Here is an 18,640-nt window from a genome sequence, read left to right on the forward strand (position 1 = left end):
GCTCAGCGGTGGGCTCTGTGGCTGTGGCTGCGGGTGGGGGAAGGACGGACGGTTCGGGTACGGGGGGCAGGTCGATGGCGGAGACCGGTGTGCCGGGGTCGGCGGCCATGGCCTCCAGAGCCAGCACCAGCGCGTCCGCCAGCCACTCCATCACCGGCTCGGAGAAGGCGTCCAGGCGGTACTCGACGGTCATGGCGATCCCGGCGGGCGTCCCGTCGGGTCCGTAGTCGTCGGTCACGTCGACCAGCAGCTCGAACCGGGCTGCTCCGGTCCTGACCACTTCGACCCGCGCCTCGACGCCGGGCAGCGACAGCTCCGCCCGCAAGTTGTTCTGCAGCGCCAGCACCACGTCGACGAGCGGATGCCGCCCGGGACGCCGTACCGGGGCGAGCTCCTGCACGACCCGCTCGAACGGCACCTCCTGGTGCGAGAACGCCTCCAGATCCGTCTCCCGCACCCGCGACACCAGCTCGCCGGCGGACGGATCACCCGACAGGTCGGTACGCAGGACGAGCAGGTTGACGAAGAACCCGACGAGGTCGCCCACCTCGTCGCCGGACCGCCCGGCGACCGGAGCCCCGATGGGCAGGTCGTGGCCCGCGCCCGCCCGTTCGAGCACCACGGCCAGACCCGCCTGCACCACCATGAACAGCGTGGCCCCGCGTTCCCTGCCCAGTTCCACCAGCCGCCGGTGCAGGCCGGGGCCGACCTGCCTGAGCACCGTGCCGGCGGCGCCCGCCGTCGTCGGCCTGCGGGAATCCGGTCCGCGGGTCTCCGGTCCGCGGGTTTCCGGTCCGCGGGTCTCCGGCCTGCGCGGCAGGGGGAGCGGCTCGGGCAGCCCGGCCAGCGTCTCGCGCCAGTAGCGCAGCTCGGCGGCCGGCAGCGCGTCCACCCGCGTACGGTGCCGCACCGCGTGGCCGGCGTACCGGACGGGCAGGGGAGGCAGCTCGGCGGGCCGGCCGGCGAGCCGCGCCCGGTAGGCCTGCGACAGGTCGCGCATGAACGGCGGCAACGACCACCCGTCGGTGGCGATGTGGTGCATGACCAGCAGCAGCGCGTGCTCGTCCGGCCCGGTCGTGAACAACACGGAGTGGATCGGCAGCTCCGCGCCCAGGTCGAAGCGGTGCCTCGCCGCCTCGGACACCCGCGCGTCCAGCTCGTCCCGGGTCACGTCGGCGGCTTGGAACCCGGGCCTGGCCTGCTCCGGCGGCAGCACCCTCTGGGCGGGCTCCCCGTCGTGGACGGTGAAGACCGTGCGCAGCGGCTCGTGCCGGGCCACCACATCCTCCAGCGCCCCGCGCAGGGCCGCCGCGTCCACGGGGCCGCTGAGCCGTACCAGCATGGGCATGTTGTAGGCCACGCCCGCCTCGATCTGGTCGAGGAACCACAGACGGCGCTGCGCGAACGACAGCGGCAGCTCCCCGCCGGCGGGCGCGCCGCCGGCCGGGTCGGCGGCGGGCGGGGGAGCGGGGCGCGCGGCCGGGACGAGGGCGGCGACCGCGGCCACCGTCGGCCCTTCGAACAGGGCGCGTACGCCCACCTCCACGCCCAGCTCGGCATGGATCCTGCTGAGGAGCCTGGCCACCGTCAGGGAGTCGCCGCCCATGGCGAAGAAGTCGTCGTCCACCCCCACGTCCGGCACGCGCAGGACGTCGGCGAACAGATCGCACAGCCGCCGTTCCACCTCGTCGCGCGGCCCTCCGGAGGAGCCGGCCGGCCCGTACGCAGGCGCGGGCAGGGCCGCCCGGTCCAGCTTGCCGGTCGCGGTCAACGGCAACGCCTCCAGGACCACGAACGCCGACGGCACCATGTACGACGGCAGGGCGGCCGAGGCGTGGGCCCGCAGCGCCTCCCCGTCCACGGTGTGCCCGGGGCGCGGCACCACGTACGCGACCAGCCGCCGCTCGCCGGGTGTGTCCTGCCTGGCCACCACGCTCACCTGACCGGCCGACGGGTGCGCGGCCAGCACGGAGGCCACCTCGTCCGGCTCGATCCGGAACCCGCGGATCTTGATCTGCTCGTCGGCCCGCCCGGCGAACTCCAGCGTCCCCGCGCGGCGCCGTACGAGGTCGCCCGTGCGGTACATGCGCTCGCCCGGCGCGCCGAACGGGTCGGCCACGAACCGCTCGGCCGTCGCCCCTGGCTGCCCGAGATAGCCCAGGGCCAGCCCTTCACCGGCGGCGTACAGCTCGCCGACCTCCCCGTCGGCCACCGGCCGCAGCCGCGCGTCCAGGACGTGCACCCGCTTGCCGCGCAGGGGCGCGCCGATGGGCACGGGGCCGTCGCAGGCGGTGATCGGGTGCGTGGTCATGAAGATCATGTTCTCGACGGGCCCGTAGCCGTTGCTGACCCGCAGCCCGGGATGACGGTCGAGGGCGCGGCGGACGTGCGCGGGCGACGGCGCCTCGCCGCCGACGATCAGGTGCCGTACGCCGGCGAGCGCGCCGGGGTACTCGTCCACGATCACGTTGAACAGGCTGCTCGACAGGTACATGCAGGTGACGCCGTGCTCGGCGGCCAGCCGGGCCATCATCATCGGGTCGGGCCGCTGCCCCGGATGCAGCACGCAGGTGCCGCCGGACAGCAGCGGCCCCCACAGCTCCAGGGCGAAGGCGTCCCACGACACGGGGGAGCACTGCAGCCACACGGCGTCGAACGGCACGTAGTCCTGGCCTGTCACCGTGGCCACGATCGCCCGGTGCGGGGCGGCGACGCCCTTGGGCCTGCCGGTGGAGCCGGAGGTGTACATGACGCAGGCGACCCCGTCGTGGCGGGCGTCGTGCGGCAGGCGTTCGATCCCCTCCGCGGTGAGGACGGCGGTGGCGCCCGCGTCGGACACGACGGCGCGCAGCCGTTGCTCGGGGAAGCCCGGGTCGAGCACGAGGTACCCGGCCCCGGCCTTCAGCACGGCGAGGAGCGCGACGACGAATCCGGCGCCGCGTTCCATGCGCACCCCCACCAGGCGGCCCGCCACACCCGGGTCCGCGCCGAGCCGCGCGGCGAGCGCCGAGGCGCGCGCGTCCAGCTCCGCGTAGGTCAGCCGTTCGCCCTCGCAGACGAGCGCCGTCCTGCCGGGCGTGCGCGCCGCCTGCCGCGCGAAGACCTCGTGCACACCGCCCGCCGCCCCGTTCGTCACGCCCATCGTCACGACCGGGTGAGGCTCGCCGGGCGCATGTCCGTCCAGTGCGTCTCGACGTAGGACAGGCACGCGGCCCGCGGGCTCTCCTCCAGCGCCACTCGCCAGCCCGCGGGCACGTCGATGCCGGCCGGCCAGAGCGAGTGCTGGTTCTCGTCGTTCACCAGCACCAGGTAGGAGCCGTTCTCGTCCTCGAAGGGGTTGGTGGTCATGGTCAGCCTCCCGCGGGTTGCTTCTCGAGGTCTGGGGTCAGCACGTCGATGCGGCGTACGGCACGGCGGGCCAGCCCCCACAGGGCGGCCGCGGCCCCGAGCAGGCCGGCGATGAACAACATCGCCGCCATGCCGCTGCCGGGCCCGGTCCCGACCAGGGGCCGCAGCAGCCCGGCCAGGCCGGTGCCGGCCGCCGCCTGCGGTTCGAAGACCTGGTCGGCGAGCGGCCCGGAGAAGGCCATCGCCACGGGCGAGGAGATCTGTGAGACGAACATGACGGCGCCGAACACCCGTCCCTGCCGGTCCTTCGGCACCTTGGTCTGGATGATCGACTGCATCGAGCCGTTGACCATCGGCATGATCATCGCGCCGACGAGCATGGCCGCGGTCCAGGCGACGACGCCGTGCGCCATGGCCGTGACGATCTGCGCGCTGACGCACATGCCGACGACGCCGAGCATCATGCCGAGCACCCGGTTCTTCGGCCCGCCCCAGGCGGCCAGCAGCAGCCCGCCCGCGATGCCGCCGGCGCCGATGCCGGCGTTCACGCTGGCCAGGGCGGAGACGTCGCTGCCGGTCCTGGCCAGGATCATCGGCTGCACCACGGCGAACCCGAAGACCATCACCAGGTTGACCGTGAAGAACACGAGGATGAGCCCGCGCAGGCTGGGCTGGGCGAACAGGTAACGCAGCCCTTCCAGCGAGTCGGCGCCGAGGCGCTTGCGCGTTCCCGCCTCGCCGGGCTGGTCGCCGTCCATGCGCACCAGCCGTACGGTGAGCAGCGCGACGGCGAAGCTCAGCAGGTCGATCCAGAGCACCACGCCGAGCCCGCCGGTCACCACGAGCAGCCCGGCCAGCGCGGGCCCGCCCACGTCGGCGACGCTCTTGGCGGTGGCGAGCAGGCCGTTGGCCCGCTGCAACTGCTCCTTGCCGACCAGCAGCGGCACGGCCGACGACAGGGCGGGAAACTGGAAGGCCGCGGCGGCCCCGAGCATCGCGACGGTGAGGTACACCTGCCACAGGTGCAGGTCACCGAGGAAATAGACGGCCGTCATGGCGGCGACGGCCACGAGCCCGCCGAGGTCGGCCAGCTGCAGGGCGGTGCGCTTGCGGAAACGGTCGACGATGGCGCCCGCGGTGGGGCTCAGCAACATCTGGGGCAGCAGCGCGCACAGCGACAGCGCCACGACCTGGGTGACCTGGTGGTCGACCGTCCACGCCTGGATGACCAGGGAGAAACGGAGAACGGAATTCCCGACGAGGGTGACGACCTGGCCACTCCAAACCAGGCTGAATCTACCCATTCCAGAAAATCGATGGATAAATCGGTCCTGTTGCGACGGTTGTTCGGCCGATGGAGGTTCACCCATGTGTGCCCGAGGCCCTTCTGATGAAAGGAACCCTGAGGTGGCCTACCGTTCACAGCCGCCTCTTCTGTACCTTCACACACGGTTTTGGGCGCGGCAATACGCTCTTTGTGGTGTTGTAATTACGTCCTGTCAAAGGTGGAGGTCAGCCGCGCGGAGCGCTTCGGCGGCGACCGCGTGGCGCAATTCGCGAATGCCGTCGCGGCCGCGCACCGGGTGCACGGCGTTCGTCAGCAGCACCACGGTGAGCCGGCGAACGGGATCGACGACGAGCGAGGTGCCGGTGAAGCCCGAATGCCCGTACGCGCCGTCCAGCGGCCCCACGGTGGACGGATCGCCGAGCCGCACCCCCAGCCCGTGCCGGAAGGGAGCGCCCTCAGCGCCCTGGTCGCGCGTCATCTCGGCGACGCTCCGCCCGCTCAGCATCGGGCCGCCGCCGCGCCGCAGCGCCTCGCCGAAGGCGAGGACGTCTCCGGCCGTGGCGAACACCCCGGCGTGCCCCGCCACCCCGCCCAGCGCGTAGGCGGTCTCGTCGTGCACCTCGCCCCGTACGCAACCGGGCCCGGGACGCTCGGACTTCCACTCGGTCGCCGCGACCCGCGCGGGCGACGCGGGACGGTAACCGGTGTCGGCCAGGCCGAGCACCTCGGTGACCCGGGTGCGGACCAGCACGTCCAGCGGCGCTCCGCCGGCCAGCTCGGCGACGCGGCCCGCCATGACCATGCCGACGTCGCTGTAGAGGTAGGGGCCGCCGACCGGGTGGACGACCGGCGTCTCCAGCATCGCGGCCATCCGCGTGTCCGCGTCCGCGTCCGGCAGCTCCCGGTCGATGCGGCGGGTCGCCGGCAGGCCCGCCGTGTGGGTCAGCAGGTGGCGCGGGGTGATCCGCCCGTCGCTCGCGGGGACGTGCCGCGCCACGGGCTCGTCCAGGTCCAGCCGGCCCTCCTCGGCCAGCCTGAGCAGTACGGCCGTGGTGAACAACTTGCTGACCGAGGCCAGGTCGAAGATCGAGTCGCGCCGTGCGGGCGGGCGTTGCGCGGCGAGTGTTCCGTCCGCGGCGGCGTACCGTACGAGCTCGCCCGCCGCCGAGGCGGCGGCGACGGAGCCGTTCACGGCGATCAGCGCGACCGCCGCGGAGCACACGCGCGGCACCGCGTCCGCCAGGACGGCGTCCAGCCGGTCGTGCATTACCGTCCCCTCATCCCCGTCGTGGCCCCGTCGTGGGCCCTTCGTGGGCCCTTCGTGGCACCTGCTCCTGGCACGCCGGCGTCAGCCGCTCAGCGCGTCGCTGAGGCGCTCGCCGTGCGACTCCAGCAGCGCGCGGGCCGCCTCGGCGTCGAGCCCGTGCTGGATCATCAGCACCGCGATCTTCGCCTGGCCGCCGGCCGCGTCCAGGGCCGCCACGGCCGTCTGCTGGTCGGCTCCGGTGATGTCCCTGACCATGCGCAGCGCCCGGCCGGCGAGCTTGCTGTTCATCGCCGACATCTCGATCATCTCGTTGCCGTACGTGCGGCCGAGGCGCACCATGGCGATCGTGGAGATCATGTTCAGCACGAGCTTCTGCGCCGTCCCGGCCTTGAGCCGCGTCGAGCCGGTCACCACCTCGGGCCCCACGACCACCTCGATCGCGTGCTCGGCGGCGGCCGACAGCGGGGCGCCCGTGTTGCACGACAGGGCGGCGGTGAGCGCGCCGCGCCCGGCCGCCTCAGCCAGCGCGCCCAGCACGAAAGGGGCCCGGCCGCTGGCGGAGACGCCCAGCACCGAGTCCAGCGGCCCCACCTCCAGGTCCTTCATGGCGGCGGCCCCGGCCTCAGCGTCGTCCTCCGCACCCTCGACCGACCGGGTCAGCGCCTCGGGCCCGCCGGCGATGATCCCCTGCACGAGCGAAGGGTCGGTGCCGAACGTGGGCGGGCACTCGCTGGCGTCGAGCACCGCCAGCCGCCCCGAGGTCCCCGCGCCGACGTACAGCAGCCGGCCGCCGTCGGCCATCCGCGCCGCGATGGCGTCGATGGCGGCCGAGATGGCCGGGACGGCCGCGGCCACGGCGGCGGGCACGGCCGTGTCGGCCTGGTTCATCAGTCGGGCGATCTCCTCGGTGGGCAGCCGGTCGATCTGGCTGTAGCGGGGGTCGCTCTGCTCGGTGGACAGCTCGGGTAGCGGATCAATCATGACGCTAATTTCCACCCTTTACTTCTCTCTTGTAAATATCTTTCAGACAATGGGTTCATGACGCACGTACGCACCGGAGCAGAACGGCTGGCCACGACCCCCTCGCTCGCAGGGGGAACCCGCCTCGGCCTGATCACGAACCCCACCGGAATCCTGCCCGACCTGACCCCCACCCCCGACGCGCTCATGGCCGCAGGCGCCGGCCTGACCGCCATGTTCGGCCCCGAGCACGGCATGCGCGGCACCGCGCAGGCGGCGGGCAGCGAGGGCGACACGGTGGACGAGCGAACCGGGCTGCCCGTGTACGACACCCACAAGCTCTCGGGCGAGGCGCTGGACCGCGTCGTCGCCGCCTCCGGGGTGGACACCCTGGTCTTCGACATCGCCGACGTCGGCGCCCGCTTCTACACCTACGTCTGGACCATGTACGACCTCATGGAGTCCGCCGCCCGGCTGGGTCTGCGCTTCGTCGTGCTGGACCGGCCCAACCCGCTCGGCGGCACCGTGGAGGAGGGCCCGCTGCTCGACCCGGCGTTCGCCAGCTTCGTGGGGCGGTTCCCGCTTCCCGTGCGGCACGGCAGGACCGTCGGGGAGCTGGCCGTGCTCTTCGGGTTCGACCTGGACCTGCACGTGATCGAGATGGAGGGCTGGCGGCGCGACATGACGTGGGCGGAGACCGGGCTGCCCTGGGTGATGCCGTCGGTCAACATGCCGACCGTGGACACCGCGCTCGTCTACCCGGGCACCGGCCTCTTCGAGGGCACCACCTTCTCCGAGGGGCGCGGCACCACCAGGCCGTTCGAGCTGGTCGGGGCTCCGTACGTGGACGGGCGTTTCGCTCCCGCGCTGGCCGGGCTGGACCTTCCGGGGGTGCGCTTCCGCGAGACGTGGTTCACGCCGACGTTCCACAAGCACGCCGGCACGCCCGTACGCGGGGTCCAGCTCCACGTGCACGACCAGGGCACGTTCCGGCCGGTGCTGACGGGCCTGTCGATGTTGCACGTGGCCCGCACGCTCTATCCGGAGGACCTGCGCTGGTGGGGCCCCGACCTGTTCATGGACCACCTGTGGGGCTCCGACACGCTGACCCGCGCCCTGGAGGCCGGCGAGGACCCCCGCGCTCTGTGCCCGCCCCCGGCCCGTCCCGAGGGCCCGCTGCTCTACGACGGCGCCGCGCAGGGCTGAGCGCGCGCCGGAGGGGGCCGCGTCCAGCGGCCCCCTGTGGGTGTCGAGATGCGCACGGCCGAGGGCCATCACGCCAGATCGCGCCGGTAGAGCCAGAAGACGCGTTCCGCCCGCGCGCCGACGGCGCGCGAGTAGAACCGCAACGGCCCGACCCACCCGATCTGCGATTCGGCCTGCCCGGCGGCACGCTGGTCGGCCAGGCACCTGCGCAGCAGCACCCGCCCGAGGCCCAGGCCGCGGGCGTCCGGCGCGGTGCCCGTGGGCCCGAACCACCCGGGCCGCGCCCCCCAGGCGGCGAAGCCCAGGATCCGGCCGTCACGCTCGCCGTAGTGCACGTCGGCGGCGTGCGCCGCCTCCCAGGCCCACGACTCGTTGAAGTGCTCGCGCACGAACGCCGTGACCCGCTCGCGGTCGTCGCCGGCCGCGCGCACGCTCACGCCCTGCCGCGCCAGCTGTTCGAGGTCGTCCTCGACGGACAGGTCCACGCTCAGGTCGGCGGTCATGTTCCAGGCGACGGAGTAGTTCTCGTACCCGAGGCGCTCGGCGAGGCAGGCGGCGGCGGTGTAGCGCACGTCGATGCCCGGCCAGGCGTAGCACGGCGTGTTGCCGGAGAAGCGCACCTGCCGGGCGCCCTGCCCGGCCAGCCACTCCTCGGCGGCCCGCACCAGCGCACGCCCCCGCCCCTCGCCCTGCGCCGACGGGTGCACGGCCAGCAGATCGATGTGCCCGGCCGGGTCCGTGGCCGACATCGAGGTCATCACGACCCCGCCGTCCGTGGTCAGCGCCGTCCACTTCCGATCGGCGGGCGGCCGCGAAAGGTAGCCGATCAGGGCCTCGGCCTCCGCGGTGTCCAGCGTCAGCGCCGCGGTGGCGACCTCGGCCGCCTCGGCGAGCCCGGCGGACGAACCTGAGGACCACGGGGCCGCACGCACGATGGGGGCCATCACACCTCGCTCATAGGCCGGGCGATCACGCTTCGGCGCTCCGGGTAGAAACAGGCATGCTCCTGCGGCACGCCCTCGGTCACCTGCAGCAGCGGGCGCTCGCTCGCGCACCGCTCGCCACGGAACGGGCAGCGGCGGGCGAACAGGCAGCCCTCGTCGGCCTGGCTCTCGTCCAGCGACTCCAGCGGCTCCACCGGCTGCTCGCCCGGCAGTTCCAGGCCGTGCAGCACCGGGATGGCCGACAACAGCGACTGCGTGTACGGGTGCACCGGGTCGGCGATGACCGTGTCCACCGGGCCTCGCTCGACGACCTGGCCGCGGTAGATGACGTACAGCTCGCCGTCGTCGCCGATGTAGCGGGCGGTGGCGACGTCGTGCGTGATGAACAGCACGCTCACCCCCAGCCGCTCGCGCAGGTCCTTCAGCAGCGCCAGGATGCCCAGCCGCAGCGACACGTCGATCATCGAGACGGCCTCGTCCGCGACGAGCATCTCGGGGTCGACGGTCAGCGCGCGGGCGATGACGACCCGCTGCCGCATGCCGCCGGACAGCTGGTGCGGGTAGCGCGACAACACCGAGCCGGGATCGAGCCCCACCATCGACAGCACCTCGGCCGCCCGCTCCTCCATCCACGACCTGGACCGCCCGGTCTGCCTGGCCCGCAGGCTGAGCGGCGCGTGCAGCGTCTGGTGCACGGTCCTCGTCGGGTTGAGCGCGGAGTACGGGTCCTGGTGGATCATCTGGATCTTGCGGAAGTGCGGCTGGCGCTGCTTCGGCTTGAGCGGCGACATCGGCACGTCGCCGATCACGACGTCGCCCGCGTCGTACGTCTCCAGCCCCGCGATGATCCGCCCCAGCGTGGTCTTGCCGCATCCGGACTCGCCGATGAACGAGGCCGCGCCGCCCTTCGGGATCGCGAAGTCGACGCCGCGCAGCGCCTGCACCTCGCGGGCGCCGAGCACCTTGCCCCGCTGCTTGAACGTCTTGACGATGCCGGTCCCGGTGATCATGCGTGCTCCTTCACGGTCACGGCGTGGCAGGCCACCGCCCTCGGCCCGTCGGCCCCGGTGTCGCCGCGGACCTCCGGGTCCACGGTGTCGCACACGTCCATGCGCAGCGGGCAGCGCTCCCTGAACACGCAGCCCTCGGCCGGCACCGTGGCCAGCGTCGGCGGCCGTCCCGGCAGTGCCTGGGCCTGGTCGATGTCGCCGACGAGCCGGGGAATGGCCCTGATCAGGCCCTTGGTGTAGGGGTGGCGCGGCGCGCCCAGCACCTCCCTGGTCGGGCCCTGCTCGACCAGCCGCCCGCCGTACATGACGGCCAGGCGGTCGGCGACCTCGGCCACCACGCCGATGTCGTGCGTGATGACGAGCGTCGTCAGGCCGCGCTCCGCGTGCACCTCACGGACGATCTTCAGGATGTTCGCCTGGGTGATCATGTCGAGCGCGGTCGTCGGCTCGTCCAGCACGACGAGGTGCGCGTTGAGCACCAGCGCGAGCATGATGCCGACCCGCTGGCGCATGCCGCCGGACAGCTCGTGCTGGTGCGAGTCGAGCACCCGGGCGCCGTCCAGCCCCATCCGGCCGAGCAGTTCCCTGGCCTCGCGCACCAGGGCGCGCAGGTCCTCCACGCCGTGCGAGCGGCCCAGGTCGAGCAGCTGCTTGCCGACGGTCTTGAGCGGGTTGAGTGAGTTCTGGGCGGCCTGGAAGACGTAGCCGATGTGCTTGCCGCGCGCCTTGCGCAGCTGCTCGTTCCGCAGGCCGACCACGTCGCCGAGCCCGTCGATCTCGACGCTGCCCGCCGAGATCCGGCCGGGCGGCTGCACCGCGTTCAGCAGCGACAGCGCGAGCGTGGACTTGCCCGACCCGGACTCGCCGACGATGCCGGTGATCGTGCCCGGCTCCAGCGTCAGGTCCACGTCCCTGACCGCGGGCAGCTCGCCCGCGGGTGTCTTGTAGACGACCGTGAGGCCGTCGATGCGCACTCCCGGCGCGGTCTTCGTCACGGTCACTCCTCGCGCAGCCGGGGGTTGAAGATCTCGTCCATGGCGTCGACCACCAGCACGATGGCCAGCGTCAGCAGCAGGATCGCCAGCAGCGGCCCGAGCAGGAAACCGAGCGCGCTCGGCACCGTCAGCGCCCCCGAGCGGAACACGGCCGTGTTGAGCATCTGGCCCCAGTTGTTCGACTCGTACGGCAGCACGCCCAGGAAGAAGAGCCCGACCTGCGAGTAGACGCCGCCGGTGATGGCGATGAGCATGTTCATCGCGATGTACGGGGCCATGCTCGGCAGCAGTTCCTTGCCCACGATGTGCGTGGTGGACAGCCCGAGCCCGCGCGCCGCCTCGATGAAGCCGCGCTCGCGCAGCGACAGGGTCTGCGCCCGCACGGCCCGCGCCACGCCGCCCCAGCTGAGCAGCCCCAGCACCAGGCCCATCTGCACGGCGCTGTTGAACTTCCACACCGTCGACAGCACCAGCAGCAGCGGCAGGCCGGGAATGGTCAGCTTCATGTCGGTGAGCCGCATGAGCACGGTGTCCCAGCGGCCCCGCTTGAAGCCGGAGAACAGCCCGATGGCGGTGCCCAGCACGACCGTGATGACGGCGGTGACGAGGGCGGCCAGCAGGACGTACCGGGAGCCGGTGACCACCAGGGCGATCACGTCCCTGCCCTGGTCGTCGGTGCCGAGCCAGTGCTCCCAGCTCGGCGGCCTGGTGAGCATGGAGGGGTCGCGGGGCAGCGGGTCGCCGTAGAGCAGCGGCCCGAACAGGCCCATGAACACGAAGCCGGCCATCAGCACGACGCCCACGAGGCGGCTGGGCTTGCGCTTCATCACGCGCCACACGCCGGACCAGAAGTTGCGCCGCATGGCGGCGCTCGTCGACGTGCTCTCCAGCAGCACACTCATGCGCCGACCTCCTCCCCGCCGCGGACCCGCGGGTCGATCACGCTGTAGAACAGGTCCGCGAGAATGTTGGCCACGATGATGGCCGCCGTGATCAGCAGGAACGCCCCGCCCATCAGCGCGTAGTCGCGCATGGTGATGCTGTCGAGCAGCAGCAGGCCGAGGCCCGGGTAGTTGAAGATGCGCTCGATGAACACCGCGCCGCCGAGCAGCAGCCCCAGCGACAGCGCGAGGATCGTGAACAGCGGCAGGATGGCGTTGCGCGCGATGTACCTGAAGATGATCGAACGCTTCATCCCGCGCAGCTCGGCGGCCAGGATGAAGTCGTCGCCCAGCACGGTCACCACGCTCGACTTCATCGCCAGGATCCACCCGCCGTAGGCGGCCAGCGCGTACGTCACCACCGGCAGCACCGCGTGCTCGGCGAGCGAGCCGATGTAGCCGGCGTTGAACCCGGGCTCGAACAGGATGTCCACGGGGCCGTCGGCGGGCAGGATCGGGATGAGCGTCGCGAAGATCGCGCTGAGCAGCAGGCCCAGCACGTACTGCGGCACGCCGTGCAGCAGCGACCCCGAGATGGCGAGGATGTCGCCGAGCTTGCCCGTGCGCTTGATGGCGGCGTAGACGCCCAGGATGATGCCGACGAGGAAGCTCAGCAGCGTGCCGGCCAGCACCGGCAGCACGGTCCACTTGGCCGCCTCCCCGAGCACCTGGGTGACCGGGGCGCCGGCGTGGGTGACCGACTGCCCCAGGTCGAAGGCGAACAGGCCCGCCATGTAGTCGGTGTACTGCTGCCAGAGCGAGCCCGTGGGCTGGAACCCGTACAGCACGCGGGTCGCCTGCTCTGCCGCCTCGGGCGCCATGCCCTGCTCGATCAGCTTCTGCACGTTCGCGGCGACCGGGTCGCCGGGAATGCTCCTGACGATGAAGAAACTGATCGTGGCGACGACGAGGATCATGACGATCCCGCGGGCCAGATGGCCCGCGAGTCGGCGTGCGATGACCGTCATAGGCTCTTTCTCTACTGCTTCTTCTTGACCAGGCCGAGCTGGATCCAGACCCCGGCCGGCAGGCGCAGCAGGTCGCTGTCCTGCTCGGGCCAGCCGGTGAAGCGGCTGGTGTTGGTGAACTGCGTGTTCACGTAGTCCCAGAGCTGGATGGCGGGAAGGTCCTGGTTGGCGGCCTTGGCGAGCTGCGACATGATCGGCTTGGCCTCCTCGGCGGAGGCCGCGTTGAGCTTGGCGGTCAGCTCACCCGGGTTGATCTTGCCGACGCCTTCGACGTCGATCTCCTCGGAGCTGCCCATCCAGTTGCCGGCCTTGCCGGCGGGGCTGTGCTTGACCTTGCCCGCGACGTTGGTCCAGCCGTTGGAGGCGCCGTAGAGACGCTGGAAGATGTCGTACGGCGCCGGGCCGAGCGCCATCAGCCAGAAGCCGACGTCGTACTTGCCGGCGTCGATCTCCTCGAGGTAGATCGGGTAGTCGGCGACGGTGACGACCTCGGCGTCCACGCCGTTCTCGATGAGCTGGCTCTTGATGTTCTCCTGCGCGGAGATCCAGTCGGAGAAGCCGGAGGGCGCGTGCATGGTCACCTTCCACGGCGACCCGTCGGCCAGCGCCCACTTGCCGTTCTTCTTCTGCAGACCGGCTTCCTTGAACTCCGCCTCGGCCTTGGCCACGTCGTGGGCGTACGGCTCCAGGCTCGACAGATCCGAGCCGATCCACTCCTGGGCGGGCTTCTGGTGGATGCCGGAGGTGGTCACGGCCGCCGTGCCGCCCTCGGGCGAGGCCACCTTGGTGACCTGCTGGCGGTCGATCAGGTAGGCCAGGCCGCGCCGCACGTGCACGTTGTCGTACGGCTTCTTCGACTGGTTGAACGCCATGCCGACGGCCACCGGCGAGAAGCCCTTGATCAGGTGTGAGCCGGGGGCCTGCTTGATGCGGTTCATCACGTCGGTCGGGGCGGCGACGAAGCCGGACTGGTCGAGCTTGCCGGCGGTCAGGTAGTTCCAGATCTGCTCGTTGCCGCTGTAGTTGAGGAACTTCACCTGGTCGGGCGCGACGTTGGCGGCGTTGAAGAAGTTCTTGTTCTTCAGCAGCAGCGCCTCGCCCGGGTTGACCCGCTCCAGCGTGAACGGCCCGGCGGAGACGTCCTGCGGCGGCTTGAACGCGAGCACCTTCTGGCCGACGGCGAGGACCTCCTCGCGCGCCTTCTCGGCGCCGTCGCCGGTGCCCCTCGAGGTCTTCAGCTTCTCCCAGAAGTCGGCGGGCAGCACGCTGTTCCACACGTGGGCGGGCACGATGATGCTGTCGAGGACACCCCGGGCGAACTTCGAGCTCGGGTTCGACATGTCCTGGGTGACCTTGATCGTCCTGTCGTCGACGACCTCGACGTCGGCCGCCGCGCCGGCCGCGCCGGGCGTGATGGCGAACGCCGTGCTGCCCTGCGTGTAGGCGATGCCGATGGAGAGCTTGACGTCCTCGGCCGTGACCGGCTTGCCGTCGGACCACTTGGCGTTGGGCTGCAGGTGGATGGTGATCGCGGAGTTGTCCTCCGCGATCTCCCACTTCTCCGCGATGGCGGGATAGAACTGGTTGGGGTCGGTCACGTGGTTCTTGACCCAGCCCAGCTTCATCGCGTTGTAGCCGAGGAAGGAGTTACCCTTCGGGTGCCACGGGTTGGCCGGCGCGCTCGCGTCGAGACCCGGCCTGTTGACGTCGATCGTGGTGAAGAGCCCGCCACCACCGCCCGAGCCGCCTGACTTGTCGGTGGTGCCACCACTGCACGCCGCAGTCGCGGTGGCAAGGCCCAGCAACGCCACTACCGCTGCCAGTCGCTTCATTTGCCGCTCCGGAGGATGTCGAGCCTGTTGAGGGATCTGCAGGAGTTGACCGGACACTACGATCGCGTCAGACCGGCGTCAATAATCTCCAGATGTTGTGAGGCTAATGTAACTTTCCTTCATCAGTGTGCGAAGTGGAGCTAAGCGCCGTCAAGTGAAACGTCAGTTCATTACCAAGACGGCAGCCCCGTTGACCTGGTCGTTCGCCAGATCGGTCAGCGCCTGGGCGGCCTCCTCCAAGGGATAGGGCGTCGTCGTCACCCGCGGCCGGTGGGCCAGCGCGAGCTCCAGATAGGCCCGCCCGTCGGCCCTGGTGTTGGCCGTCACGCTGCGCAGGGTCCGCTCCTCGAACAGGTGCCGCTCGTAGTTCAGCGGCGGCACGTCGGTCAGGTGGATCCCGGCGACGGCCAGCGTCCCGCCCCGGTCGAGCGCCTCCAGCGCCGGCGGCACCAGCGTGCCCACCGGCGCGAACAGGATGGCCGAGTCCAGCGGCTCCGGCGGCCGGTCGTCCGTCGCCGAGGCCGCCCCCAGCTCCAGCGCCAGCTCACGGGCGGCGGAGGACCTGCTGACGGCGTGCACCGTCGCCCCCTGCGCGATGGCGGCCTGCGCGGTCAGGTGGGCCGAGGCGCCGAACCCGTAGATGCCCAGCCGCCCGCCCTGCGGCAGGTCCGCGCGGGCCAGCGCCCGGTAGCCGATGATGCCCGCGCACAGCAGCGGCGCCAGCCACTCGGCGGGCGGCTCGTCCGGCAGGGGATAGACGTAGGCCGACGGCGCGACGAGATACTCGGCGAACCCGCCGTCGGCGTCCCAGCCCGTGTAGGCGGAGGCGGGGCAGAGGTTCTCCATCCCCCTGACGCAGTAACGGCACGTCCCGCAGGTGGAGCGGAGCCAGGCCACCCCGACCCGCCGGTCCGTGCCGGCGACCCGGCCGACCACCTGATGGCCTGGCGTGGTGCGGGGCCGCCGCGGCGCCAGGTCACCCTCCGCCAGATGCAGGTCCGTACGGCACACGCCGCACGCCTCCACCCGCACCAGCACCTCGCCGGGCCCCGGCCGCGGCACCTCCCGCTCGACCAGCTCCAGCGGCCCTGACGCCATCGGCCCCGGCCGGCCCACCACCCAGGCGTGCATGTCAGCCCCTGGCGAGCCGCTGGTGGGCGAGGGTTGCGTAGAGCGCGGCCCCGTCCGGCAGCACGGAATCGTCGAAGACCGCCTCGGGGGAGTGGTTGTAGGGGGCCGTGGCCGGGTCCCGGTCAGGCGGGCACGCACCCAGGAAGACGAACGCCCCGGGCACGGCTTCCAGCACGTACGAGAAGTCCTCCGAGCCCATCACCGGCTGCGGCGAGACGAAGTAGCGCCCGGGCCCGAACAGCTCGTCGGCGGTCCTGCCCAGGAAGTCGGCCTCGCTCTCGTCGTTCACCGTCACCGGGTAGCCCATGCCGAACGACGCCTCGGCCTTCAGCCCGTGGGCCGCCGCGATGTTCTCCACGACCTCCACCAGCCGCCGCTTGACCAGCGCCCGGTTCTCCTTGCTGAACGTGCGCACCGTCGCGTCGAAACGGGCGTCGTCGGGGATGATGTTGTCGGCCGTCCCGCCGTGGAAGCTGCCCACCGTCACGACCACGGGGTCGAACACGTCGAACGTCCTCGTCACCATCGTCTGCAGCGCCGTGACCATCTCGCAGCCCGCCTGGATCGGGTCGAGCGAGCGGTGCGGGCTGGAACCGTGGCCGCCCCGCCCTCTGATCGTCACGGAGAACACGTCCGCCGCCGCCATGATCGGCCCCGGCCTGGAGGCGAACAACCCGAGCGGCAACATCGAGGAGACCACGTGCATGCCGTAGGCCGCCACGGGGCGGGAGCCCGCCGCGTCGAGCACGCCCTCGTCGATCATGTGCTTGGCGCCCTCGTGGCCCTCCTCTCCCGGCTGGAACATGAAGACGACGTCACCGGCCAGCTCGTCGCGCCGCGCGCTCAGCAGCCGCGCCGCTCCCACCAGCATCGCGGTGTGCAGGTCGTGCCCGCACGCGTGCATCTGCCCCGCCAGCCGGGAGACGTACGGCAGGTCGTTCTTCTCCGTCACGGGAAGCGCGTCCATGTCGCCGCGCAGCAGCACGGCGGGACCCGGCCGCCCGCCCCTCAGCACGGCGGTCACGGAGCTCAGCGCCGTGCCCGTCTTGACCTCGAGCGGCAGCCCGTCCAGGGCCGCCAGCACCTTCTCCTGGGTGCGGGGCAACTGGAGACCGATCTCCGGAGTGGTGTGCAGCGAGTGCCTGAGCTGAACGATTTCATCCCGCATGTCCTGCGCGGATTCAGTGAACGACATGAGGCCCATTGTTCATGTCCGTGCCTCCGCGTCCAGTCGGGCCACGCTGGCGGCGGTCCATCCGCCTATGTGCGCCGCGGCGTGCTCGGTAGGATGGGGCGGTGACCGAGCGTACACGGATCGACTCCTGGTTGTCCGACATGGACGGCGTCCTCGTCCACGAGGGGCGGCCGATCCCCGGTGCGGACGAATTCATCAAACGGCTCAGCGAGTCCGGCAAACCCTTCCGGGTGCTGACCAACAACTCGATCTACACGGCGCGCGACCTGTCCGTACGGCTGAGCGCCGCCGGCCTCGGCGTGCCCTCCGAATCCATCTGGACCTCCGCCGTGGCCACCGCGGAGTTCCTCGACGACCAGCGGGCGGGCGGCTCGGCGTACGTGATCGGCGAGGCCGGCCTGACGACGGCGCTGCACGAGGTGGGCTACGTGCTCACCGACCTCGACCCCGACTACGTCGTGCTCGGCGAGACCCGCACCTACAGCTTCACCCAGATCACCCGCGCCATCCGGCTCATCGAGGGCGGCGCGCGCTTCATCGCCACCAACCCCGACGCGATCGGCCCCTCCACCGAGGGTTCCCTGCCGGCCTGCGGCGCCGTCGCCGCCATGATCACCAAGGCCACGGGCGTCGACCCCTACTTCGTCGGCAAGCCCAATCCCCGCATGATGCGCAGCGCCCTCAACGCGATCGGCGGGCACAGCGAGACCACTGCGATGATCGGCGACCGCATGGACACCGACATCGTGTGCGGCATGGAGGCGGGGCTCTACACGATCCTCGTCCTCACCGGCGTCACCACGCGCGACGAGATCGATCGTTTCCCCTACCGCCCGTCCCTCGTGGTCGACTCGGTGGCCGACCTCATCGACCGCATCTGAACCTGACGCCCGCTGACAGGTTCACCTGGCAGGCTCACTCGTCATGACCCGCGTCTATCTGGAGACAGGCCCGAAGAAGGTGTTCGCCTGCTCGCTCGACTGGCCCGGCTGGTGCCGGATCGCCAAGAGCGAGGAGGCGGCGCTCGACCGGCTCGCCGGCTACGCGCCCCGCTACCGCGTGGTGGCCGCGCGGGCCGGGCTGGAGTTCGCGCCGGACGACCCCGTCGTGGTGGCGCGCGTGCCGGGCAGTCACACGACCGACTTCGGGGTGCCGTACGCGGTCCCGGATCTGGACCTCGAACCGCTGCCGGGCCCCGAGGCGGAGCGGGGCGTCGCCCTGCTGCGGGCGGCCTGGGACCTGTTCGGCGAGACCGCCGCCGCCTCGCCTGAGGACCTGCGCAAGGGCCCGAGGGGCGGCGGGCGCGACCTGTCCAGGATCGTCGACCACGTGGAGAACGCCGAGCGGGCGTTCGCCAGGAAGGTGGGCGTGCGGCACCGGCCGTACCGGTCGGACGGCGACCGCGACGCGATGCGCGACGAACTGGCGCAGGTGTTGTCGCGCCCGTGGGAGCCGCCCCTGACGACGGGCTGGCCGCCCCGCTACGCGCTGCGCCGCATCGCCTGGCACGTCATCGACCACCTCTGGGAGATCGAGGACCGGCGCTGAGCCGTCC

At 71.8% G+C, this 18,640-nt stretch carries 16 protein-coding genes; 3 read left to right on the forward strand and 13 right to left on the reverse strand.

Annotated features, from left to right (window positions below):
• The 5 genes from E1295_RS34110 to murQ form a co-directional block, all read right to left on the reverse strand.
• Positions 1-3,142: condensation domain-containing protein (locus tag E1295_RS34110; protein WP_166427537.1), on the reverse strand; the 3,142-nt coding region annotated here is incomplete at its 3' end.
• Between the two features lie 2 nt (positions 3,143-3,144).
• Positions 3,145-3,348, reverse strand: coding sequence for an MbtH family protein (locus tag E1295_RS34115; protein ID WP_132636997.1), 204 nt, complete (start codon positions 3,346-3,348; stop codon positions 3,145-3,147).
• A 2-nt stretch (positions 3,349-3,350) separates the two neighbouring features.
• Positions 3,351-4,652, reverse strand: coding sequence for an MFS transporter (locus E1295_RS34120; RefSeq protein ID WP_166427538.1), 1,302 nt, complete (start codon positions 4,650-4,652; stop codon positions 3,351-3,353).
• 195 nt (positions 4,653-4,847) lie between these two features.
• Complete coding sequence (locus tag E1295_RS34125) at positions 4,848-5,903, reverse strand: serine hydrolase domain-containing protein (protein ID WP_246080688.1); 1,056 nt, start codon at positions 5,901-5,903, stop codon at positions 4,848-4,850.
• Positions 5,904-5,984: 81 nt separating this feature from the next.
• A complete protein-coding gene (gene murQ, locus E1295_RS34130) occupies positions 5,985-6,884 on the reverse strand; it encodes an N-acetylmuramic acid 6-phosphate etherase (protein WP_132637001.1) in 900 nt (299 codons plus the stop codon).
• A gap of 57 nt (positions 6,885-6,941) precedes the next feature.
• On the opposite strand from murQ, the gene E1295_RS34135 reads away from it, so the two are divergent.
• The gene (locus tag E1295_RS34135) at positions 6,942-8,069 is read left to right on the forward strand and encodes an exo-beta-N-acetylmuramidase NamZ family protein (protein ID WP_132637003.1); all 1,128 of its coding nucleotides are present in this window, start codon (positions 6,942-6,944) and stop codon (positions 8,067-8,069) included.
• Positions 8,070-8,137: 68 nt separating this feature from the next.
• Here the strand turns inward: E1295_RS34135 and E1295_RS34140 are convergent, their stop codons facing one another.
• The 8 genes from E1295_RS34140 to E1295_RS34175 form a co-directional block, all read right to left on the reverse strand.
• Positions 8,138-9,013: a GNAT family N-acetyltransferase gene (locus E1295_RS34140; RefSeq protein ID WP_132637005.1), complete on the reverse strand. Its 876-nt coding sequence runs from the start codon at positions 9,011-9,013 to the stop codon at positions 8,138-8,140.
• The gene (locus E1295_RS34145; RefSeq protein ID WP_132637007.1) at positions 9,013-10,023 is read right to left on the reverse strand and encodes an ABC transporter ATP-binding protein; all 1,011 of its coding nucleotides are present in this window, start codon (positions 10,021-10,023) and stop codon (positions 9,013-9,015) included. Before E1295_RS34145 ends, E1295_RS34140 begins: the two co-directional genes overlap by 1 nt.
• Entirely contained in the window at positions 10,020-11,018 is a 999-nt protein-coding gene (locus E1295_RS34150; RefSeq protein ID WP_246080690.1) for an ABC transporter ATP-binding protein, read from the reverse strand. The genes E1295_RS34145 and E1295_RS34150 overlap by 4 nt, the downstream gene beginning before the upstream one ends.
• A 2-nt stretch (positions 11,019-11,020) precedes the next feature.
• Positions 11,021-11,920 (reverse strand): ABC transporter permease, encoded by a 900-nt coding sequence (locus E1295_RS34155; protein ID WP_132637009.1) that lies wholly within the window; start codon positions 11,918-11,920, stop codon positions 11,021-11,023.
• Positions 11,917-12,927: an ABC transporter permease gene (locus E1295_RS34160; RefSeq protein ID WP_132637011.1), complete on the reverse strand. Its 1,011-nt coding sequence runs from the start codon at positions 12,925-12,927 to the stop codon at positions 11,917-11,919. Before E1295_RS34160 ends, E1295_RS34155 begins: the two co-directional genes overlap by 4 nt.
• Positions 12,928-12,938: 11 nt before the next feature.
• Positions 12,939-14,759 carry an ABC transporter substrate-binding protein gene (locus tag E1295_RS34165; RefSeq protein WP_166427540.1) on the reverse strand — a complete coding sequence of 607 codons (1,821 nt, stop codon included), beginning with the start codon at positions 14,757-14,759 and terminating at the stop codon, positions 12,939-12,941.
• A 162-nt stretch (positions 14,760-14,921) separates the two neighbouring features.
• Complete coding sequence (locus E1295_RS34170) at positions 14,922-15,890, reverse strand: zinc-dependent alcohol dehydrogenase family protein (protein WP_132637013.1); 969 nt, start codon at positions 15,888-15,890, stop codon at positions 14,922-14,924.
• A gap of 1 nt (position 15,891) precedes the next feature.
• The gene (locus E1295_RS34175) at positions 15,892-17,085 is read right to left on the reverse strand and encodes a M20 metallopeptidase family protein (protein ID WP_132637015.1); all 1,194 of its coding nucleotides are present in this window, start codon (positions 17,083-17,085) and stop codon (positions 15,892-15,894) included.
• Positions 17,086-17,186: 101 nt separating this feature from the next.
• Here E1295_RS34175 and E1295_RS34180 point away from each other — a divergent pair, with 101 nt between their 5' ends.
• Both E1295_RS34180 and E1295_RS34185 read left to right on the forward strand, forming a co-directional pair.
• Positions 17,187-17,966: an HAD-IIA family hydrolase gene (locus E1295_RS34180; RefSeq protein WP_132637017.1), complete on the forward strand. Its 780-nt coding sequence runs from the start codon at positions 17,187-17,189 to the stop codon at positions 17,964-17,966.
• A gap of 43 nt (positions 17,967-18,009) precedes the next feature.
• Positions 18,010-18,633: a hypothetical protein gene (locus tag E1295_RS34185; protein WP_132637019.1), complete on the forward strand. Its 624-nt coding sequence runs from the start codon at positions 18,010-18,012 to the stop codon at positions 18,631-18,633.
• The last annotated feature ends 7 nt before the right edge of the window (positions 18,634-18,640 follow it).

Source organism: Nonomuraea mesophila (genome assembly GCF_004352805.1).
Lineage (GTDB): Bacteria > Actinomycetota > Actinomycetes > Streptosporangiales > Streptosporangiaceae > Nonomuraea > Nonomuraea longispora.